At 59.8% G+C, this 21,819-nt stretch carries 19 protein-coding genes and 1 pseudogene; 15 read left to right on the forward strand and 5 right to left on the reverse strand.

The features are described 5' to 3' along the window. Window positions 1–108: 108 nt before the first annotated feature. The 10 genes from IIE29_RS09465 to IIE29_RS09510 all read left to right on the forward strand — a co-directional run bounded on the left by IIE29_RS09465 (window position 109) and on the right by IIE29_RS09510 (window position 13,258). A complete protein-coding gene (locus IIE29_RS09465) occupies window positions 109–2,043 on the forward strand; it encodes a nucleoside-diphosphate sugar epimerase/dehydratase (RefSeq protein ID WP_209325005.1) in 1,935 nt (644 codons plus the stop codon). After that, a complete protein-coding gene (locus IIE29_RS09470; RefSeq protein ID WP_209325006.1) occupies window positions 2,043–3,080 on the forward strand; it encodes an MraY family glycosyltransferase in 1,038 nt (345 codons plus the stop codon). Before IIE29_RS09465 ends, IIE29_RS09470 begins: the two co-directional genes overlap by 1 nt. After that, window positions 3,077–4,438, forward strand: coding sequence for a glycosyltransferase family 4 protein (locus IIE29_RS09475; RefSeq protein WP_209325007.1), 1,362 nt, complete (start codon window positions 3,077–3,079; stop codon window positions 4,436–4,438). The genes IIE29_RS09470 and IIE29_RS09475 overlap by 4 nt, the downstream gene beginning before the upstream one ends. Continuing rightward, a complete protein-coding gene (locus IIE29_RS09480; protein ID WP_209325008.1) occupies window positions 4,435–6,174 on the forward strand; it encodes a glycosyltransferase family 4 protein in 1,740 nt (579 codons plus the stop codon). The genes IIE29_RS09475 and IIE29_RS09480 overlap by 4 nt, the downstream gene beginning before the upstream one ends. Next, the gene (locus IIE29_RS09485; RefSeq protein ID WP_209325009.1) at window positions 6,171–7,070 is read left to right on the forward strand and encodes an ABC transporter permease; all 900 of its coding nucleotides are present in this window, start codon (window positions 6,171–6,173) and stop codon (window positions 7,068–7,070) included. Before IIE29_RS09480 ends, IIE29_RS09485 begins: the two co-directional genes overlap by 4 nt. Further along, a complete protein-coding gene (locus IIE29_RS09490) occupies window positions 7,057–8,391 on the forward strand; it encodes an ABC transporter ATP-binding protein (protein WP_209325010.1) in 1,335 nt (444 codons plus the stop codon). The genes IIE29_RS09485 and IIE29_RS09490 overlap by 14 nt, the downstream gene beginning before the upstream one ends. Continuing rightward, window positions 8,391–9,260: a DUF6270 domain-containing protein gene (locus IIE29_RS09495; protein ID WP_209325011.1), complete on the forward strand. Its 870-nt coding sequence runs from the start codon at window positions 8,391–8,393 to the stop codon at window positions 9,258–9,260. The genes IIE29_RS09490 and IIE29_RS09495 overlap by 1 nt, the downstream gene beginning before the upstream one ends. 140 nt (window positions 9,261–9,400) lie before the next feature. After that, window positions 9,401–10,225 (forward strand): ATP-grasp fold amidoligase family protein, encoded by an 825-nt coding sequence (locus IIE29_RS09500; protein WP_209325012.1) that lies wholly within the window; start codon window positions 9,401–9,403, stop codon window positions 10,223–10,225. Window positions 10,226–10,340: 115 nt separating this feature from the next. Further along, window positions 10,341–12,284: a glycosyltransferase family protein gene (locus IIE29_RS09505; protein ID WP_209325013.1), complete on the forward strand. Its 1,944-nt coding sequence runs from the start codon at window positions 10,341–10,343 to the stop codon at window positions 12,282–12,284. Further along, complete coding sequence (locus IIE29_RS09510; RefSeq protein WP_209325014.1) at window positions 12,284–13,258, forward strand: glycosyltransferase family 4 protein; 975 nt, start codon at window positions 12,284–12,286, stop codon at window positions 13,256–13,258. Before IIE29_RS09505 ends, IIE29_RS09510 begins: the two co-directional genes overlap by 1 nt. Window positions 13,259–13,588: 330 nt before the next feature. On the opposite strand, the pseudogene IIE29_RS09515 reads toward IIE29_RS09510, so the two are convergent. The 5 genes and pseudogenes from IIE29_RS09515 to IIE29_RS09535 all read right to left on the reverse strand — a co-directional run. Next, a pseudogene (locus IIE29_RS09515) lies at window positions 13,589–13,777 on the reverse strand (IS1634 family transposase); the annotation flags it as partial. Then, on the reverse strand, window positions 13,773–15,356 hold the full coding sequence (locus IIE29_RS09520; RefSeq protein ID WP_209325016.1) for an IS1634 family transposase: 1,584 nt from the start codon (window positions 15,354–15,356) through the stop codon (window positions 13,773–13,775). The pseudogene IIE29_RS09515 and the gene IIE29_RS09520, both read right to left, overlap by 5 nt. A 114-nt stretch (window positions 15,357–15,470) precedes the next feature. Further along, the gene (locus IIE29_RS09525) at window positions 15,471–16,214 is read right to left on the reverse strand and encodes a hypothetical protein (protein WP_209325210.1); all 744 of its coding nucleotides are present in this window, start codon (window positions 16,212–16,214) and stop codon (window positions 15,471–15,473) included. 92 nt (window positions 16,215–16,306) lie between these two features. Further along, a complete protein-coding gene (locus IIE29_RS09530) occupies window positions 16,307–16,837 on the reverse strand; it encodes a hypothetical protein (protein WP_209325017.1) in 531 nt (176 codons plus the stop codon). Window positions 16,838–17,077: 240 nt separating this feature from the next. Beyond that, a complete protein-coding gene (locus IIE29_RS09535; protein ID WP_209325018.1) occupies window positions 17,078–17,665 on the reverse strand; it encodes an HhH-GPD-type base excision DNA repair protein in 588 nt (195 codons plus the stop codon). A gap of 54 nt (window positions 17,666–17,719) precedes the next feature. Between IIE29_RS09535 and IIE29_RS09540 the strand changes: the two genes are divergently transcribed. The 5 genes from IIE29_RS09540 to IIE29_RS09560 all read left to right on the forward strand — a co-directional run bounded on the left by IIE29_RS09540 (window position 17,720) and on the right by IIE29_RS09560 (window position 21,812). Further along, window positions 17,720–18,103, forward strand: a complete 384-nt coding sequence (locus tag IIE29_RS09540; protein WP_246475862.1) for a YchJ family protein — start codon at window positions 17,720–17,722, stop codon at window positions 18,101–18,103. Between the two features lie 172 nt (window positions 18,104–18,275). Beyond that, window positions 18,276–18,749, forward strand: a complete 474-nt coding sequence (locus tag IIE29_RS09545; protein WP_209325019.1) for a DUF2087 domain-containing protein — start codon at window positions 18,276–18,278, stop codon at window positions 18,747–18,749. A gap of 59 nt (window positions 18,750–18,808) precedes the next feature. After that, window positions 18,809–19,312, forward strand: a complete 504-nt coding sequence (locus IIE29_RS09550; protein ID WP_209325020.1) for a phosphoribosyltransferase — start codon at window positions 18,809–18,811, stop codon at window positions 19,310–19,312. 9 nt (window positions 19,313–19,321) lie between these two features. Then, window positions 19,322–20,626 (forward strand): carboxylesterase family protein, encoded by a 1,305-nt coding sequence (locus IIE29_RS09555; RefSeq protein WP_209325021.1) that lies wholly within the window; start codon window positions 19,322–19,324, stop codon window positions 20,624–20,626. A 76-nt stretch (window positions 20,627–20,702) separates the two neighbouring features. Next, the gene (locus IIE29_RS09560) at window positions 20,703–21,812 is read left to right on the forward strand and encodes a winged helix DNA-binding domain-containing protein (protein WP_209325022.1); all 1,110 of its coding nucleotides are present in this window, start codon (window positions 20,703–20,705) and stop codon (window positions 21,810–21,812) included. Window positions 21,813–21,819: the final 7 nt, after the last annotated feature.

The following is a 21,819-nucleotide window of genomic DNA, read 5'->3' on the forward strand; positions in this document are numbered from 1 at the left end:
GCAACTTTTGTAGTCATGCTCGGTTGAATGACCTCCCGCCGAGCATATGAGTCGAATGAAATGAGGACAGTGGGAAGCAATTCTGGGCCCATTCCCTCACGGACCCCAATGAGGCGGAACGGCAGAGCCATGGCGCTGTCCCTCATCGATGGTCTCGTCTTCGCGTTCCTCGTCATGGCGATGACCCTCGTGCGGTACGACTTCCACACCTATTTCGTCAACGCTCCAGGCATGCTCGTCTGCTCGGCGATCGCTCTGGTCGTCTTCCTCATCGGCGGTCCACTGGCGATCTATCGCGGACGCTATCGTCGCGGATCGACCGATCAGTTCGCCGCCATCGTCGGCACCGTCGCGTTGGGCGTCGGCCTCATGTGGGTGGCCGAATTCGCCTTTGCCAAACGACTGCTCATCCCCACCAGTGTTCCCATCGCCGCAGGCGCCCTGATGATCGTGGTCAAGAGCCTCGAGAACTGGGTGCGGCGCAACCTGCGACAGCGCAGACTCACGACCTCGGGGTCGTCGCGGCCGACCCTCGTCGTCGGCGCGGGAAATCAGGGAACGCTCGCTCTCGACATGATCGCGCAGGACACGCGCAACGAGTTCGTCGCCGTCGGCATCCTCGACGACGATCCGGCCAAACGGCACCTGCGATACAACGGCACCCGGGTGCTCGGGCCGATCAGCGATATTGCGGCTCAAGTCGACCGCACCGGTGCCGGTGTCGTCATCATCGCCATCGCGGACCTGCAGCCCGAAGAGCTCTCTCGGATCGCTTCCAACCTCGAATCGCGGCCGGTCGAGATCAAGATCATGCCGAACCTCTCGGACTCCGATTACACGCGGCCCGAACCCGATTCGCACGATGTCGCCGATCTGCGCCACCGCGGCTTCCGCGATGTCAGCCTCGAAGATCTCATCGGTCGCCAGCCGATCTCGACGAATATCGACGACATCGCCTCGGCGATCACGGGCAAGGTCGTCCTCGTCACCGGGGCCGGCGGCTCGATCGGCTCGCAGCTGTGCCGTCAGGTCTTCCGCTTCGACCCGGCCCGCCTCGTCATGACCGACCGGGACGAGTCCGGTCTGCACGCCACCGAGCTCGGGCTCGAAGGCTCGGCGCTGCTGACCAGCGACGACCTCGTCCTCGGTGATCTCCGCGACCCCGCATTCATTGATTCCCTCGTCGCCGAGGTCAAACCCGACATCATCTTCCATGCCGCAGCGCTCAAGCACCTGACCTTCCTCGAACGCTTCCCGGAACAGGCCGTGCGCACCAATGTCGGTGCCAGCCTCGATCTGCTCGAAGCCGCTGTGACCCATGACGTCGAATCCTTCGTCCACATCTCCACGGACAAGGCGGCCGGGGCGACGTCCGTGCTCGGTCGCACGAAGTTCTCGATCGAACGGGCGATCGCCTCCGTGGCGGAAGAGACCGGGCGCCGGTACATGTCGGTGCGGTTCGGCAATGTGCTCGGCTCCCGAGGTTCGGTGCTCGAGACCTTCGTGGCTCAGGTGGCCGCGGGCGACCCTGTGACCGTGACCGACCCGGAGGTCACCCGGTACTTCATGACCGCCGATGAAGCCTGCGAGCTCGTCCTGCAGGCGGCCGCCATCGGAGGGCCGGGCGAGACGCTGGTCCTCGACATGGGCGAGCCGATCAGGATCGACGACCTGGCCAAACGCGTCATCGCCCTGTCCGGTCGGACCGACGCGCGGATCGTCTACACGGGACTGCGTCCGGGGGAGAAGCTCAGCGAAGCGCTTCTGTCGCCGGGCGAAGTCGACGATCGCCCCAATCATCCGCTGATCACCCAGGTTCCGATCACCCCGATCGACCTCGAGGCGCTCAAGACGCTCGTGGCCGCATCCCGGGATCCGCAGGTCTTCACCCATCGCGAAGCGCTCGAAGCGCGGCTGACAAGCATCCTGGGCTTCGATCAGAACCCCGAGATCGGGGCGGCCGCTGCCGTCGCCGAGGCCCCGGCGACCGCGGAGCCGACCGGAGGCGAATTCGGACCACAGGACACCGGAGCCTGCCGCTGATGGACCTGCAGTCGCTGGTGATCCTCGTCGTGGCCGCTGTGGTCACGGCGTTCAGCGCCCTCCTCGCCTTCCCTCTGCTGCGCCGGGCCGGGGTCGTCGATGTCCCTTCGCATCGGTCCTCACATTCGCAGTCGACCGTTCGCGGCGGAGGCATCGCCATCGGTTGCGGCATCACCGTCGCCACCGTCCTGGCGATGGTCTGGAACATCGCCGAGCATGGGGTCTTCGGGCTCGGCAGCATCCTGCTGCCCATTGGTTTCCTGGTGCTCACCTGGTGCTATTCGGCGATCGGGATGAGCGACGATCTCGACTCGCTGAGGCCTTCCGGACGGCTGTTCGGACAGGTCGTACTGGCGCTGCTGTTCAGCGCGACCATTGCGATGTTCTCCACGCAGGGGATCGCCCACGTGCTGGCCTTCGCGGTCATCGGGGTCGCCACCGTCAATGCGGTGAATTTCGTCGACGGACTCAACGGCTATGTCACCGAATGGGCCATCGTCACCGGCGGCTGGTTCGCCTTCGTGGGCGCATGGATCGGAGAGAAGGACGTGGCGCTCCTGGCTCTGGCGCTGGCCGGTGCTGCCGTCGGGTTCCTGCCCTTCAACCTCGGCCGGGCCAAGGCCTTCCTCGGCGACACCGGCAGCTACGGCATCGGCGCGGCGGTCTTCGCCCTGGCCGTGTGGCTCTTCGTCCAGGGAGTGCCGATCGTCGTCATCGTCGCCCCGATGATCTTCGTCTTCTTCGATGTCGGCCTCACCCTGGTTCTGCGTCTGTTCCGCGGTGAGAACATCTTCCTGCCGCATCGGGAGCACATCTATCAGCGCATCCAGCAGGCCGGTTGGCCGCACAGCTCGGTGTCCCTCTTCCACGCCGCACTGAGTGTGCTGGCCTGCATCTTGGCCGTTCCGACGCTGCTGAGCGGCAACACCGCGACGACTTATCCTGCCCATGTGTTCTGGATCGTCCTCATCGCCCTCTATGTGCTTCTCCCGCTGTGGCTGAAGCGACGCACGGAACAGGAGGCGGTGCCGGTATGAGGATCGTCCTGCTCAGCCATTACTACTATCCCGAGGTCGGTGCCCCGCAGCGTCGCTGGCGAATCCTCGTCGATCACCTCCGTGCCGTCGGTCATGACGTCATCACGGTCGCTCCGCACCCCCACTATCCGTATTCCGATCGGGCCGGTTTCTTCGGGTCCCGGGTCGGGTGGGGCCGTCGCCGTGTCGACGTACGGCTCGGCGGCACGTGGGACACCGGAGTCGACGGGGAGCGGATCCTGCGCGTGCCCTACCTGCACAGCGGCTCATCCATGGCCCGGCAGCTGCTCGACCAGACGGTGTCCGCTACCGGAGCCATGTCGGCCGTGATCGATCGGCTGCGTGGCAAGATGAGACCGGACGTCATCGTCTCGACGACTCCGGCCCTGCCGTTCCTGCTCGCAGGAGACACTCTGTCGCGTCTCCTGCGCGTGCCGCACGTCGCGGAGGTGCGCGACGCCTGGCCGGATCTCATCTCGGAGATGAACCTGGTCACGGGTGCCCTCGGAAAGTATCTGCCGGGCACGCTGACGAAGTCCCTCGAACATCGTCTCCTGCCCGGTCTGCTCACCCGTGCCCAGCGCCGAGCCGCGGTCGTCGTCGTGACCACCGATGGTTTCAAACACCGGCTGGAGCAGCGCGGAGTCACCGCCGAGGTGGTGCGCAGCGGCGTCTCTCCCGCAGAGCTCGAGGGTGCTTCCGGTCTGACGGCTACGGGAGCGATCCCTCTGATCGCACCGGCAGAGGAGACCGAAACCGCAGCCGACACTGCGAAACGCAGTTCCGCGGCTGCTGGTAGCGGCCTCAACCTGCTCTATGTCGGCACTGTCGGCCGGTCTCAGGACCTGAGTACCTCGATTCGTGCCCTGGCCCGCACCGAGGGTGTGCGTCTGCGCATCGTCGGCGGCGGCGTCGACACGGCCGAGCTCAAGGCAGTCGCGGCCACGTACCACGTCCCCGTCGAGTTCTACGCCCAGCACGCAGGGGCAGAGCTTGCCGCGCACTGGGAGTGGGCCGATGCCGGGCTCGTCAGCCTCAGTCCGCTCGAGTCCTATGAATACACGGTGCCTTCGAAGCTCTATTCGCTCATGGCTCGTCGGATCCCCGTCCTCGGCGTCGTCGCCGGCGAGGCAGCGGACATCATCACCGGCACTGCCGCCGGCGAGATCGCGATTCCTGGGGACACGGACTCCGTGGCCGCGGCGATGACGAGGATGCGCGAACGCGTCGAGGCCGGGGAGGACTTCGGCACGAACCCGCCGGCCGGTCAGGAACCGCGCGAATGGGTGATCCGGCACGCCTCGGCGGCGGCGATGGGACACGGTTACGAACGCATTCTCAGGCAGGTGATCGCGTGAATCTGCTCTTCCTCGCCCGCCAGATCACCAATGCCGTTGCCACAACCGCAGGTCATGTCACCGACGACCGCGTCTTCTTCAGCATGCAGCTGGCCCGTCGCCTGCCCAGCCCGGCTTCGCGGCTCGTCGGGCGCGCACTCGGCCGAATGCCCGGTGACGCCAGTCAGGCCGCTTCTGCTTGGCTGCTCGGTGAGGAGACGAAAGCGAAGAGACTCGTCACCGGTTCGCGGACACCGTCGCGGCTGCTCGGCGAAATTGCCCTCAACCTCGGACTCCTCGACGAGGCCGAAGCCATCGCGGAAGCCGTGCCGGAGGCCACGGCGTTGAACTCGCGCATTCAGTGGACCAAAGGACGCATCGACGAAGCCATTGACGTGCTGCCCGACGGCGCCCGACGAACACGACTGATCGAGGAGCGCCTGTGCCTGCAGCCCGGCTGGTGGCCCGAAGTTTCGAGCCACATCACAGCCCGTCCGGCCGGCAATCGAGCGGAGACGGCTCAGCAGCCGGCGGCCCTGCATGTGCTGACGAATTCGCTGCCCCACACGCGTTCGGGTTATGCCTACCGTTCGCATGCCATCCTCACGACCCTGCAGAAGGCCGGACACCGAGTGGCCGCGGCGACCCGCCCCTCCTATCCGGTCACGATCGGACGGGTGAGCTCGGGCCCGGTCGAGACCGTCGACGGTGTCGACTACCTGCGACAGGTGCCGCTGCGTCCGCGGCCCACACCCACAGGACGACTCAGTGATCAGGCGAGCTGGATCGCCGCTCAGGCACAGGACCGCGGCGCTCAGATCCTCCATACGACCACGCATTACGTGAATGGTCTGGCCACGGGGGCGGCAGCGAACGCGGCGGGCCTGCCCTGGGTGTACGAAGTCCGTGGTGTCCTCGAGGAGACGTGGGCGGCCGCAGGTGGCAGCCCAGCCGAGCGCACCGCGCGACGAGACAGTCAGCGCTTCAAGCTCATGCGCGCCAAGGAGATCGAAGTCGCCCAAGCCGCCGACGCCGTCATCACGCTGGGCGAGACGATGCGCGATCACCTCATCGCCGGCGGAGTGCCGGAAGAGACGATCACCCTCATTCCGAACTCGGTTTCCGAAGCCGTCGTCAACGCCGACGTCGAACGCGCCCCGGCCGAGGTGAGGAACAGTCTCGGCCTGCCCGAGGAAGGCATCTGGGTCGGAACTGCGGCCTCGATCGTCGGCTACGAAGGTCTCGATGACCTGGTCGACGCCGTCATCATCGCCCGGGACAACGGCATTGACCTACGACTTCTCATTGCCGGAGACGGTGTCGCCCTGCCGGAGCTGCGAGAACGAGCCTCCGCACTTGGTGACAAAGCGGTTTTCACCGGACGGGTGTCGCAGGTCGAGGCGATTGAATATCAGCTCGCGCTCGACGCTATCGTTGTCCCTCGGAAAGATGAGCCCGTGTGTCGTCTGGTCACGCCGATCAAACCCATCGAAGCGATGGGGTTGGCGCGGCCGGTCGTCATCTCCGATCTGCCAGCGCTGCGGGAGCTGGTTCCGGGGTCGGCAGGTGTGTGCGTGCGGCCCGGAAATCCGAGAGAATTGGCCGATAGGCTGTCGGAGCTGGCCTTCGACGAGGGCGCAAGGAAGAGATTCGGACAGAATGGACGTGAACATGTGCTCGGGACACGGAGGTGGAAGGACATCGCTCGACGATACGGCCAGGTCTATTCCCAGCTCACGGGAGCGGGTGCGAAGTGAGTGAGACAAAGAGCTCGAACGAGGCGACGAACCCGCTCGGCCTGAGTTCGATTCCCTCTGTCTCGAGCGAGGGACTTGTCCCCGTCGGTCGAAGAACCAGTCTCCGCAGCTATCTTGGGGCCCTGTGGAACCGGCGGCACTTCATCCTCGCCGAATCCCGGGCCAAGATGAGCGGTTCGACGAGGAAGAACCTACTCGGATACGGATGGCTATTTCTCAACCCGTTGCTCTCCGTGCTCGCGTTCTGGTTCATCTTTGGATTTATCCTCGGTTCCTCGCGTGGAATTGAGAACTTTATTGGCTATCTCGTTATTGGCGTCTTCTTCTTCCAATACACGGGCAAGTCGATGACCGGCGGGACTGGGGCGATACGAGCTGGTGCATCAATGATCCGGGGATTCCAATTTCCGCGTGCCGCCTTACCGGTCTCAACGGTGCTGCGGAACCTTCTCGACTTCATTCCGAGCGTTGCCGTCATGGCGATACTCATTGCGGTTATCCCGCCTGCCGAGGTGATCACCTGGAGAGTAGTGCTCATCATTCCGGTCATCATTCTGCAGACCGTATTCAATGTTGGCCTTGCCTGCTTTCTCGCTCGAATCGGTCACAAAATCCCCGACCTGACGAACTTCATGTCAATTATTAGCCGCTTCTGGCTCTACGGTTCCGGAGTATTTTTTTCAATCGATGAGATGCTGTCCGGTCGTCCTATTCTGTTAACGATAATGCAGTTCAATCCGATGCATGCGTTCCTGACATTGACCAGGGATTCGCTGCTCTACGGTGTCGACTCCCCGACGTGGTTGTGGGTCGTGGGCGTCGCATGGGCTTTTGGTCTGCTCATCGTCGGATTCATATTTTTCTGGCGAGGGGAGGAAAGCTATGGCCGACTTTGAATCACATGCTCCCAATATCGTCGCAGACAATGTTCAGGTCCGCTACACCGTCGATACGAATGACCCCACCCAGAGAACGAAAGGTTTGCGCCGAGTTTCCGACTTATTAGTTGGCCGACAGGGACAGACCACAGTTCGTGCGTTGCGTGGCGTGAATTTCGTTGCGCGAGAAGGAGAAATGGTCGGTATCGTCGGAGCCAATGGCTCGGGGAAGTCGACGTTTCTTCGTAACGTCGCGGGTGTCGAACAACCAGATCGCGGGCGCATCCTTGTTCGTTACCAGCCGTTGCTACTTGGAGTTAGTGCAGCACTGCAACCCTCGCTCTCTGGCAGTGAGAATGTACGGCTAGGCTGTCTGGCCATGGGGTTGTCGCCCGAAGAGGCAGACGAAGCCTATGACCGTGTCGTCGAACTCTCGGCACTAGGGGACGCGATTCATCGTCCGATGGGCACCTATTCATCAGGAATGGGCGCCCGCCTGCGGTTCGCGATCGCGCTGTCAGCCCGCCCGAAAATATTGCTCATCGATGAGGCGCTATCCACTGGCGACGCAACATTTGCTGAACGCAGTGAACGAGCTATGGACGAACTTCTTGACGAGGCGGGAACAGTCCTGCTGGTCAATCATGCAGCGAAGGTCATCCAAGAATTGTGCACGCGTGCTGTGTGGATGCACAAGGGCGAGATCCTCATGAACGGTCCGGCCGACGCTGTCGCGGAGAAATACCGGTGGTGGGCGTGGAATGTGGCCAAGGGGAAGGAGGACATCGCGGATAAACTTCTCGCCGACGTTGTCAGCAATGCGATCAAAGAGGAAATCAATATCCTCGAACCCGAACTCATCAAGCATCCGATTCCTCGTCATGCGGCGCGACTGAAGAAACGGAAGAAGGCATCGGAGCGAGCAAGACATTTAAAGAAAAGAGACGATCTGGCAAATCCTGAAGAAGGTGGCTCACTACTTGCGACCAGTGTAGAGCCACGCGTTTGGCCCAGAGACCTTGAACGGCCTTTGCCGAAGGCGGAATTTCCTCCTCTTCCTAAACCGGCGTCAAAAGCAATATCGGACGTTCCGCGTTTAAATGATGCTACACCTCGTCGACTTAGGACAGGGGACAGGAGAGTGATCCTCAGAGCCGCTGACCCGGAAGATCGCGCTTCGTCGGTAGCAACTGGCGGTGATCTAACCAACCGAAGAATAGCCTCGCGATCTCGTGTAGGCACCGACGAGCGGTACGCGGAGCGACAAAAACAACATGCGGCCTATAGACAGCAGAGATCAGAATATGATGATGCGCAGTCAACAGGAGACTCGTCTTGATGAACATTGCAATCTTTGGTTCGTGCGTCAGCAGAGACACCTGCGAGTTCATGCCGGGTGCTCAGGTTCTGACTTACGTCGCACGACAATCGGTCACTAGCTTGATATCCCCTCACGGCCGAACCGGAATTGATCTGAGCGGACTGGAATCAGCGTTTCAGAGGCGGATGGTGCAGAGCGACCTGGATGGGACCGGCTTCCACCGAATTGCGAATAATGACAGGCCGCTGGACCTCGTGATTATCGACCTGGTGGACGAGCGACGAGGGTATTGGGAGTATCCCGACGGAACGACCATAACCAATTCGGTAGAGATAGAATCCTCTGGTGTGGCCGCCAGGGCTAGTGAGCATGGTGCAAAACTTGTGGAATTCGGGACAGACCAACACTTCGAAGCGTGGAAAAAAGGCTTCTCGTTACTTATTGATCAGTTGCACTATACCAATCTTTTGGGGCGGACCGTCCTGTTAGATATCGAATGGGCTAGAGCAATCGACGAGGCTCCTCACCCGAAAGGCGGTATCGTCAACCGACTTGGCCGCCGTTGGCGGCAAATGCAGCGAGGCATACGAGACGCTTCTAGGCAACTCTCCTCTGGGTACGGGATAAAGAAGGCCTGGGACCGGTTCTCCAACATAAAACCGACGCTCGCTGAGGAATTTTCAGAACGAGCTATGGAGGCGAACTACCTATACAGACGGTATCGCAAATACGCCTGTTCTAGGGTTGAAAAAACCATTACGCGATCAAGCCAGGAAGTTCGTATAAATTCTAGGCATAAGTGGGGTCCTCAGCCGTTTCACTATCGGGACGCCGACTACCGCTCAATTGTAACAAGCATACTGGCAGATCTTTCGACAGCCCAATAAAGCTCGGAGAACTCATTGCATATCTGCTCCAAAGAAGCCTACAGCCACGGCACTCAGCCGAGAATGGCCGGACTATGAATGGAACACATCTTCCTACCGATACATATCACACTTCACTGCTGACGTGATAAGGTTATGACGTGAATTACTTTGAGCATATGAAGCTAAGGCTTGCCGGTGGCGAAAACTATGTTCCGCACCGGTTGGGTCGGAAGAGCGAAGTCACTCAGCTCGCAAATCTTATAGGAGTAAAAACTCCGAAACGATACGCTGTAGCGAACATAGAGGATGTGTTGAGTTCCGACTTGCCGGATGAGTTTGTCCTCAAGCCTCTTTTCGCGTCTACATCAATTGGCGTTAACATTCTTCGTAGAACCGAAGATAGATTTATTGATCTCATGTCCGGCGATCAGCTGACAAGAGACTTGCTGATTGAACAGGCTCGTTCAATCTCCCTTCGTTTTCTCGACGATGAGAGAAAGGGCGAATACATAGCAGAGGAGCTGCTCCGAGACCACGAAGGTGCCTTTCCTCCCCCGGATATTCGAGCCTACACCTTTCAAGGCGAGATTGGCATGATCCTTAAAGAACATCATTTAACTGCTCCGGCTCGGGCTATGTATTTTGATGGGGACTTCCTCCCATTTCACGATGTTCATAATAGATATGGTGTGGCAAGAGGAATGGAAAAGTTGGAGTCCATTGAGGAAGCCGTGACTCCGGAAAACTGGCAGAACATCCTCAGGGTCGCAAAGCGTGTCTCAACTTCCGTGCCTAGCGCCTTCTGCCGAGTGGACATGTATGATGCGCAGGGTGGCATATATCTCGGCGAAATTACGCTGCTACCGGGGACATTTTACTATCAAAATCGGAAACTGATGAGCCAATCTGAGGCTGAACGACTCGGTCGCATGTGGACCCGCGCTAAAACCCGTCTAGAAGGTACTGCCGAGACGTGGAAATAATAAACGGAAAGCGTACGGGGCCTCTCCCACCCCCGCCCGGTTCCTGATGGGCGAGGAAATATACACAATGGTACATCCAATAGAGATAATCGTTTAGGGTAAAGAGGGTTTGATAATGTCAGACAACTTCTCAGGAAGAATATCAAGGTCCCTTCGTAAGGCAGCAATCAACAGGAAGTTCGCTGCAGACTATTTTCCTGTGATCGAACAGGCCTGTACTGAAATCGAGGAGATTCGTGAGCGGTATTCTGTTGTGCCAGGTGAACGGGTGTGGTTTGCGATTCAGACCCGTACATCCGCTCCGACAACTTCGAACTCTGCTCTATTAGAAATTCGTGCCCTTGGCCGCGATGGTACGCGGCAGAGTATCCCCGGGTGGGGGTTTGTATCGGGTCGTGTCGGTGAGTATCACTACATTGAAGTCGAGGAGGAGAACCAGCCCTCGATTACTAAGTTCGCAGTTCGGGTGCCCAGTAATGTAGTCGAGGTCGAGCTGGTAGGCCATCGGTGGAAACGTGATGTTCGTACTCAGGTAGTCGGAAGCATCACTGTTTGGAATTCACTACCGGGTCGGATCCCAACCACGGATTCGGGTATTCCAATTGAACTTCCTGCGGATCAGTATATGCAGGAAGAGCAACTGCCGGATCGCACAGGAACGGTTAGCGTCCGATTGCCTATCAGGGGTGGTACCACAGCTGGACGGGTACCCATCGCCGTCAGCTATTTTAACGGTAGCGAAGAAATTATGCCTGTTGCAGATATGGCGCAGCATAAAGACCACGGCCCGATTGTTCTATTCGACTCCGAACCTTACTCGTCCAAAATGATACAGTTCGATTTGACGATCCCTGACGGTGCAACCGAGGTCGCATTGAAGGGTCTTGACTGGGGAAGTTCAACTCCAACTATATTGAACAACGCGGATTTGTACTTCTCCAAAAGTAGCGACTCTGAGATCGATCAGTTCTTAACAGGGCTGGAATCCACTGACAGGTTGTTGGTTATAGACACCACCGCTCCTCCCGTTGGTCATGAAACCTTGTCGTTGAGGCCGAACAACCTTACGTTGGCCTGGGCCAAGTTGGGCATAAACGTCATCTTCCTTCCGTTCTCTAGTATCCAGGACCAGTCGATGCGTCCAATTCCAGGCGTGCTACAGGTTGGACGAGAGATGGTAGGGCGGATTAGGGATTGGTTGGTAGAGAACAGGCAAGGAGCGATGAATACATATGTTTGCTCGTCGTTTCCTGATGCTGATTCAGTGGCTGCTATCGACGTTTTCAACGCGCTCGGGTGGAATACGGTCTATGAATGCCGCGACGATATGGAAGAATTCAACCGCGTAGGTTATTCCAAGTGGTATAACGTTCAACTGGAGCGTCGAGTAGTAGAGTCCGCAAACACGGTCACGGCGGTAAGCCATTCGCTGGCAAATAAATTGAAGTCATTGACTTCCAATGAAGTTGATGTGACGGTTACTCCGAACGGGGTGTCGGCGGATTTAATAGGGGACTGTGCGGAATTGAGAACAATGATGGCTTCGGAACACAGAGCGCAGTCTCATGTGTTTGGGTACGTCGGACACCTGACTGATGCTTGGTTTGATTGGGACCTATTAATCACCGCCGCTACAGCTCGTCCTCGTTATGTGTTTGAGGTGGTTGGTCACGGTATACCTACGGGCGTTGAATTTCCAGAAAATGTTAGATACTTGGGTCCGAAGACTCATGAGGAGCTTCGATCCATCGTTGCTAACTGGCGTGCAGGTTTAATTCCATTTATTGAATCGCCTCTCACCCGTTCTGTGGATCCCAATAAGATTTATGAATACTTTGCATGGGGTTTACCTTGCATTTCCGCGCCTATGGGAAGCGTGCATGAGTATGTCTCGACTTACGTTTATCGAAATATAGACGAATTTCTGGTTTCCTTGGACAGAGTGGCGTCGGAGTCCGTCGGACCTAAAGAACTTGCGAATATGAACCAGTTTCTAGAAGAGTGCTCGTGGGCCGCCCGCGCGCGCCAGACCTCCGAGCTGTTCTTTAGAGGAGAATAATGAACCGCGAGCTGTTTATGTACCCGAACTATTCTAAAGGAGGCGTGTCTGCGGTACTCCGTGGCCGTGCTGCTGCATCTTCGGATACCGATTTTCATGCAGTATTTGACCGCGATATGAAGGGTCGGGGCGCCTATAGCGGGTTCAATAACATCACGCCTCGTGTGGTGAGGCCAGACCGTCAAGCCTCGTATTTGAAGTATACGTCTACGCGTTTTTCGATTGGGTCGGCGTCTGTGCTTTCCCATCCTAGTGGGGCCTCGATTCTCGGCAATCTGCCAGATCTATTTTTGGCCTATGAATTTCATTCAAGTGATATGAACGTCGTCAGCGCGGAGTTGGCGAAATTGGACTTGAACCGAATTGACGAGTACCGGGTGCCTAGCGAATATATGGCGTCTCGATTACAGCGGATCAGTCCAAAGCGAGTTTACCAGCGGTTGCGAGTCGTTCCTAACGTCATTGACTCTAGCGTATTTTCCGTTACTGGCCCGTCAGATTTTTTATCGCATCGTGCACGCGTTGAAACTGAGGGGCATGAAGTTCCCATTGTTTGGGTAGGTCGGTTCGATAAAGGGAAAGGATATGGTTATCTTCTCCGCACGTTGGCGATGTTGCCGGAAAATTACCGGGCTTACTTTGTGGTCTCGCTTGAGAACGACCCAAATAGGCTAATTGAGTTCGTTTCGGAGGCGGCAGCGCTCGGAGTTTCCGAACGGGTCTCCGTGTTTGCCGATTTGAGCCCAGCGACGTTGGCCAATTTATTTCGTTCAGCTCGTGATATGGGTGGATGCCTTGTCTCCACTTCGTTGTTGGAATCGTTTGGATTTTCTGTTGCAGAAGCTTTAGCGACGGGACTTAAGGTTCGTGCTTTCGACCTTCCTGTTTGGCGTGAGCATGATTCTTTTGCGCGTCTAGGCGTATCTGTTGCTCCCGGTAGCGTGATGGAGCTCGCTGAGTCGATTAGTGATTGAAATTCGTTATTAGAGAGTTATTTTGTAAGCTGCCATTGCGACAGGTTTCTCTTGATGTTTCTATGTCCTGCTCGGTGCTGAGTTCGACAATCTGACGGTTGTTTTCGTTTTGACATGTACAGCCGTACGGCTTTCAGCGCTGCCGGTGTAGGGAAGTCGCATTCGGTAGCACTTGTGCATCGAACCGGTAGCAGGAGCGCGGGGTGTCCTGTCTCAGGGCATCGTGGACACACGATCTCATGACATCGGAGACACCATGTCTGATGACATCGTGAACACATCGGGACTGATGCAAGGAGAGGTGACAATCGGGGTTTCACCTGAGTTGCTTCACTTTAGTGTCCCCAACCCGGGCCTGTAGTTTTCGACGTGGCTGACGAGCTCGGCGGCCTGCGGCGGGATATCAGGAGGGAACACGAGTTCGTGCCCGTCGATCTCGCCCACGAACTCGCGTAATGGCCTCAGCGTGGTGATGATCTTCTTCAACGACAGCCCCGTCGCCTCCTGAGTTGCTTCACTTTAGTGTCCCCAACCCGGGCCTGTAGTTTTCGACGTGGCTGACGAGCTCGGCGGCCTGCGGCGGGATATCAGGAGGGAACACGAGTTCGTGCCCGTCGATCTCGCCCACGAACTCGCGTAATGGCCTCAGCGTGGTGATGATCTTCTTCAACGACAGCCCCGTCGCCTCCTGCATGAACCGCGCGACCGCTAATGCCGTGAACACGACCGTCAAGTGCGCCTCGATCGCCTCACGTGTGCGATGAAAGATCGGACGGGCCCTCAGATCGGTCTTCGACATCCGAAAAGACTGCTCGACATGCCATAGATCATGATAAGAACCCACGACTTCGCGGGCTGTCATCGTCGTGGCTTCGATGTTGGTGACGTAGCCTTTCCAGCCGGCAAGGCCCACTGCTTTGTCGTAGCTGGACTCGTCGAAGACCTTCGTCGACCCCTTGGTCTTGACAAACCGTGCTGCCTTCGGCTTCGAATCCCCATCGATGATCCGCATCGCCCGATTACGCTGCAGATTCAGCGTCTCACGATCCCTCACGGCTCGTTTGCGTCGGTACTGCCACACCGCCCGCCATGCCTTCGGATGCTCGATCGGTGACCACACTGGCTCGGCGCGAGTCAGCGTCCGGTTCTTGTTCAACGCGACTGTTGCCCTTGGTGTCAGCGTATCGACGAGCTGTCCATCGTCAGTGTTGGTGCCATTCCACGTGAAGAACGTCGCCAGATCATTCGGTGCCTTCGTCTGCCTTGATCCGACGATGAACCGCAGCCGGGCATCATCAAGTTCTGTGAGGTTCGCGGCTGAGAGCATTCCGGCGTCAGCGACGATGACCATGTCTGTGACGCCGTGGCGGTCTTGGAAGTCCTTGACGATGGGGATCATTGTGTAGGTCTCGGCTTTGTTGCCTTCGAAGCACCCGATCTCTAACGGAAATCCGGTCCGGTCGACCAACAGGCCAACAACGATCTGTGGATCGACGCGGCGTTCTTTCGAGTAGCCGACCTTGCGGAGTCCATCTTCCTTTTCTGCTTCGAAGTACAAGGTGGTCACGTCATAGAGGATCAGGGAGATCCCAGTCGTCGCCACGGAGTAGTCGAAGCACTGACCGGCGATGATTTCTCGGTACGCATCGGCATTGATTCGTTGCAGACATCGGGTGAAAGTGCTGCGGTGCTTGGCATCGACACCAAGTTCGTCAAGGACACGGATACTGTCGGACTTCGATGTCGGTTCGACGAGCCTGGCGAGGACGAGTTGGAAGAACGCCTCGTCATCGACGATAGTGAAACCGAGCCGGTCATAAGCAGTACGGATCGTGTCGATGAGCAATCGTGATGCCGACCCTTTCGCACGCCGACGCGACACTGTTGAGACGCTGTTGCCCGTGTCGAGGTCGAGGGACAGCTGTCCAGTGGACTCGTTGATCTTCTCGCGGCCGGCTTCTTCGAGGGCCGCGAGTTGGGCCGGGGTGTGGGCAGAGCCGAGGTGCTCGATGACGGTGAGTTTGCCGTGGCGTTTCGTCACGATCTGGACCGCGGTTGCCCCGGACGCGGTCGGGACTTTCCTCAGTCGCAGGCTCATACCCCTCATTCTACGGACCCGATTAGTGTCCCAAATCCCCACTTCGCAACCCTGTCACCAGGATCGATGACGAAAACTCACTCGAAATCGACCAAAGTGAAGCAAGTCAGGTGCTCAGGCACAGTCAGGGCCGCGAGGATTCGCATAGCAGTCCTCGTCGACGAGATATCGGTGATACCGATAGACATCGATGTCGATCTCGTTGCTCGCCACATGCGCGAAACCGTCGATGGGCAGCCACGGGCCGCCGTCGACGGAGAACTCGCCGCTGAACGTTGCAGTCATCGACACCGAAACGGCACCGGACTTCTGGTATTCGTGTCCGATCTGCGGCCTGTCGCCGGGAAGCGGTTTTTCGCCTTTCACCGAGGTCGTCTTACCGGCATCATCGCCGAAATCCCAGTGAAAACGTACGGGCGTGACCTTGACCGTGACTGCATAGGTCAGCAGAGTCATGTCGATGTAGCTGACTTCGCTGTTGGTCCAGAAAGCCGCGGGCTTGCCGACGACGGCCCAGTCCTTCGGCCACGCATAGATCGTCGGTGCGGGGATGTCGAAGCTCTGGAATTGCGATTCCGGGATCCGGGTCGGTGGGGCAGGTCGGGCCGGGGCGCCTCCGCCTCCACCGCCTCCGCCGCCTGGGCCGGGGTCGCTGACGCAGAGATGGCCGACTTCTTCGAGGCTGCATTCGGGCAGTTCGGCTCCTCCGCCGCCACCGCTCCCGCCTCCGCCGGAACCGCCGCCTCCACCGCCGGTGCCGCCGCCTCCTCCGGACCCGCCGCCGCTGCCGCCGCCTCCGCCCCCGGAACCTCCGCCACCACCTGGGATATCCGCTGAGCAGTTGTTGATGTTCCGCATGTCACATGTGGGTGAAGCAGACGCAGGTGCGGGATTGGAAAGGACGAGCGTCAAGCAAATCATGAGGAACGCGGAAAAGGAGGCTGCCGACTTCAGCATTTTCGTTCTCTAAGAGTCTGCTCGTTGACCCTCCACCCATCGGAGCTTTTATGAATTATATGTTCCATAGTGATGAGGTCAGATTCGGAGGGTTCAGGTGACTCGTCCTGCGGAAGTAACGACCATTGAGAAAGGTCAAAACAGAACTGGAGGGTCACGTTGTTGGGAACAGCAGCTCCGTCATCGGCAACAACTTGGTCAATCTTGATCTTTTTAGGAGTAACGGTGCCGGAGAATTCATAGGAGCCATTTTTGATAACTTCGACATCTCCATTTATAGAATCCAACGCATCGCCACTTGCAAAGTCTGGAAACTTCTTAGCTGACGCGAACTCACCAGAGTACGCTTCGTTGACAGTTCGAAAGTAGCCGACAAATGCCACGAGTGCGCCGTCGACGGCTTCCTCTTCTTCAGGCGTGAGATCGAGGTCGGTCTCGTATTCGGGGATGTCGACATCGGTGGCGGCATCGGTAGGGTGGCCGCTGGGCTGCGGCTGCGGAAGTGTCGACGTCGGGGCGGCCACAGGGGAGCTGTCAGCGCACCCAGCCAAGCCCACAAGAGCCACCACTGTAAAAATGGCAACGAAAGCCAAGGTCGGTCGACATAACGGTCGGGACGATCCAGTTCTCATTCCACGCCTCTGTGGTCTGCAACTGCGGTGCGGCCCGCGGCCGACACCCGGAATCCCTACATTATTCGACAGGAGTGCTTTTTAGAACAGGCGAAGTCGAATCCGTGGATAACTCGCGTGGAAGTGGAGCTCCTACTTCTTCGCTGCCTTGGCTGCTTTCGCTGCGGCCTTCTGCTGCTTCTTGAATGCCCGAACTTCCTGCAGAGTGCCTTCATCGACCACATCGGCGATCGAGCGCCTGGCGTCCTCCGCCCCGTAGTCACCGGCTGCCTCCTGCCATCCCTCGGCAGTGAGACCGAACTGCTTGCCCAGCAGAGCGAGGAAGATCTTCGCCTTCTGATCGCCGAACCCGGGCAGCTTCTTCAAGCGCTTGAGTACCTCGGTGCCACTGGGATCGTCGCGGGTCCAGATCGCTTCGGCCTCACCGTCGTAATCATCGACGATGGCCGCGGCAAGCTTCTGCACGCGCGTCGCCATCGACTTCGGGAAACGGTGGACGGCTGGACTGGCGGCGAAAGCGTCGAGGAAGTCATCGGGGTTCATCTCGGCGATCTCATCGACATCGAGACGGCCCAATCGTTCGGCCAGCTTGGCAGGGCCTGCGAATGCGCTCTCCATGGTCACCTGCTGGTCGAGAAGCATCCCGATCAACAGGGCGAAACGGTCTTCGGCCAGCAGCGCATCGGCCTTCGGATCTCCGGATAAGAACACTGAGCTCATGGCTCCATACTGGCACGCAATCGCCGATCGATCATCTCCGGTTATCATCTGTCCATGATCTGTCCCTGTTCCGGAATGCCTCCGGGCACCGATTACGACCGCTGCTGCCGCCCCGCACTCGACGGTGAGGTGTGGCCGACGACTGCCGAGGCGCTCATGCGGTCACGGTACACCGCCTTCGTCCGCGGGGATGACGATCACCTCTTCCGCACCTGGCACCCCAGAACCCGTCCCGCTGACCCCGGAGCGGACCCTGGGATCGAGTGGCTCGGACTGACCATCCTCGCGACCACGGACGGGGGAGTGGAGGACTCGACCGGCACAGTGCACTTCCGCGCATACTGCAGGGACCACCTCGGCGAGCAGGTGCTCGAGGAGAAGTCGGCATTCGTCCGTCGCGCAGGACGATGGATGTACCTCGAAGCGCTCGAGAACTGAGACCGACTGGGTCTATACTTATCTCCGGCGCATCCAACGCCCAGCCGAGGTCGTGGTCCCAGCACATCGACCGCATGGCGAAGGGGAGAGAATCCTCGGACGAAACCGGCACGGTGTATTCCTGACCAGGTTTCGTGCTGGGGGAGACTTGGTCGTCTGAGGAAGAGGCACCATGACCAAGGACAAGGATTTCAAGAGACTCGTGCGGTCGCGGATGACGGCGACAGGTGAGAACTTCACTTCTGCGCGGGCAGCTCTGCTCGGTTCCGCCGCAGCCGAAGGAGCGTCAGAGACGGATCACGCAGGAATCGACCCGCGCATCGCACGATTCCGCACCAAGACACTCGCGACCTTCATGCCAGAAGGACGGATCATCGCCATCCCGACCAAACGCAGAGCTCTCGTCGTCCTCCTCATCGAGGTTCTGGCGGCCTTCGACGCCGACCGGATCTACAGCGAGAAGCAGGTCAATCGCGTCCTGGCCGATTTCCACCCGGACTTCGCACGGCTGCGACGCGAACTGATCGATTACCGACTGCTCGAGCGCAATCCGCACACGGGACAGTACTGGGTGAATGCGAACCCGCCGGAGCACATCGGCTCTCAGGCGCAGGAGATGGCCGGGCTCGGAGCATTTCTGCGCTGAGTCTGCGACAGCGTATCCTTGAAGCTCCGGCCAACACAGGGCAGACAGAAGGAGCATCCATGGCTTATCACGCCGATTCGACCGAACTCGACGACAAAGAGATTCTCAGTTGGGACCTGTTCGGTCAGTCGGCGCGTGAGCTGGCACAGACGATCGCGGATTCCGACTACGATCCCGAGATCGTCATCGCCGTCGCCCGTGGAGGCCTGCTGCCTGCCGGGGCTCTCGCCTATGCCCTCGGCCTGAAGCTCTCCGATGCGATCAACGTCGAGTTCTACACCGACGTCCACGAGACTCTGCCCGATCCGATCCTGCTGGCTCCGATGCTCGACATCGATGCGATCAAGGGCAAGAAGCTGCTCGTCGTCGACGACGTGGCCGATTCCGGTCGCACCCTGGCGCTCGTCCTCGAGCTGCTGCGCAAGCACGGTGCAGAGGCCCAGTCCGCGGTCATCTACGCGAAGTCCGCGTCGATCATCGACCCCGACTTCGTATGGAAGCGCACCGACGAGTGGATCGTCTTCCCCTGGTCGGCCGAGCCTCCGGTGGAACCCAGCAAGTAAGCGGTCCAGATGGAGCAGGGAACTCACGACATCCTTGCCCCGTGCGGACGTGTCCGCGCCTATGAGGCCGACGATGTGATCCGTGCACGGGGGATCCGCTATGCCCGCGCCGAGCGGTTCCGCCCGCCAGTCGACGAACCACCCGTGGAATTCATCGACGGCCGCAGCCCGGGGCCCGCGAGCCCGCAGCTGCGTCGCGACCCGAACGCAGGAATGACCTTCGACCAGCTCGGTGGTCTGCCCATCAGCGAGGACTGCCTGCGCCTGAGCGTGACGATGCCGAAGGGTACCGACCCCGAGGCGAAGCTTCCAGTCCTCGTGTGGATCCACGGCGGTGCCTATGTCGCCGGTGCCGGGGACGCGGAGATCTACGATTCGCACACTCTGGCGGCCGAACAGAGCATCATCGTCGTTTCGATCACCTACCGCCTCGGCGTACTGGGCTACCTCGGCACGGGCAGACCCGAACATTCGAACCTCGGTGTGCTCGACCAGATCTCGGCGCTGCGCTGGGTGCAGACCAACATCTCCTCCTTCGGCGGGGATCCGGACAACGTCACTATCGCCGGTCAGAGCGCCGGTGCGGATGCCTGCGCCCACCTGATGATCGCCGAAGGCACCGCAGGCCTGTTCCAGCGTGTGCTCTTGGCCTCTGCCCCCTTCGGACTGGCCGGTGGCACGGACGCGATGAACTGGGCGATGGCGAGGGTTGCGCAGAAGATCGACCCCGCGGCGAGCATCGACGAGATCCTCGCAGCGCAGGAGGAAGTCCACAGAGCCGCCCTCGTCGGAGGCCTGCACGCAGGCATGTGCTTCGGCGTCCATTACGGGAGGCGACCTCTGCCGACACGGTCGGAGGCGGCCGCCGCCTGGGTCGAGGCCGCGCCGAAATACGATGTGCTCATGACCCGCACCGAGCGCGAGATCGCCTTCTTCGCGGGTTTCGTCCCGGCTCTGCGTCGCCTCCACGAGCGGGCCCTGACCTCGCCCATGCTCGAATCGCTCATCTCCGGACTCACCTCGGCCGTTTATACGCGAGCGGGGAAGGAGTTCTACGACCGGCACCGCATGTCCGGCGGCCAGGGAGCACGCCTGCTCATCGTCTCTCGCGGTGACGGCAGCTTCTTCGACGCCGCGCATTCGGGAGACCTGCCGCTGCTCTTCCCTGGTGAGATCTGGCATGACTCCTTCCTCGACTACGGCGAGACCACCGCCGTAGCCGGACCGGAGCTGCGCCGGATCTGGGGCCGCTTCGCGACTTCAGGCACTCTGCCGAGAGTGCCTGTGCCCGGTCTCATCGACATCATGGGCTGAGCAAGCCGGCCCCACGCCTCCACGAACGTCGGATTTTCACAATCGTCGTGTCACCCCTGTCGACTATCTTTGAGCCATGGACACACATCAGGTCTCCGCGGCCCGACTGATCTCCCAAGGACTGGTCGGGCCCTCGCCCCAGTCGCCGACCGGGACGAAGCTGTCCGCGGCCGGTGCGATCGTCGAGCACCTCGGATGCCTCCAGGCGCAGGCTCTGGGTGGGGCGCTGACCTCGGTTGCGCTGCGACTCAGGGTCGGTGGGTCGGCGGGCAGCACTGCGGTGAGAGCCGCCGTCGACGCCGGTGAGATCGTGCGCTCCTGGACTCAGCGCGGCACGATTCATCTGACCACAGCCAAGGACCTCGGTTGGATCCTCGGCCTGACAGGGCCACGGACGATGAAGTCCACGGCGAAGCGGCGCGAGTTCTTCGGCATCACCGACGCCATGCTCGAATCGGCTGCCGAACTGGCCGCCGAGGCGATCCGAGAACGTGGTCCGCTGACCCGGGAGGAGCTGCTCGAATCCTTCGCACCCCTGGGTGCTGGCAAGGAGTACGGGCCCGCCCGATACCTCATCACCTCCTTGGCGCTGAGCAACCTCATCGTGCAGGCACCCATGATCGATGGCAAGGACGATATGAAGTACGTCCTCACCGCCGACTGGGTGCCCCGGCCCACACAGCTCGACGCCGAGGCGGCGCTGCACGAATGGATGAGACGCTACGTGCTCAGCCACGGGCCGGTGACCATCGAGGACGCGGCACGGTGGACGGGACTGCCGAAGACCGGGATCGGAAAGGCGATGGACGCCGCCGTCGACGCCGGCGAGATCATGAGCGCGAGGATCGGTGACGTCCAGTGCTTTCAGGCGCCGGATCTCGACGATCGTCTGAGCGAATGGGAAGCAGAAGCCGCCGAGACTCTGCTGCTGCCGGGATTCGATGAGATGGTCCTCGGCTACAAGGACCGCAGCGCCACACTCGACCCCGACGACGAGAAAGCCGTCGTCCCCGGTGGCAATGGGATGTTCAAGAACACTGTCATCTCCGGCGGTCGGGCCCGCGGCACGTGGAAGCGCTCACCCCGCAAGACCGGGCCACGCGTCATCGTCGAAGTCTTCCCCGGCCAGACGGTCGATGCCGAAGCCGTCGAAGCCGCCGCCGCGACGCATCCGGCTTTCAGCTGAGAGCGGG

Source organism: Brevibacterium renqingii (genome assembly GCF_017808095.1).
GTDB lineage: Bacteria > Actinomycetota > Actinomycetes > Actinomycetales > Brevibacteriaceae > Brevibacterium > Brevibacterium renqingii.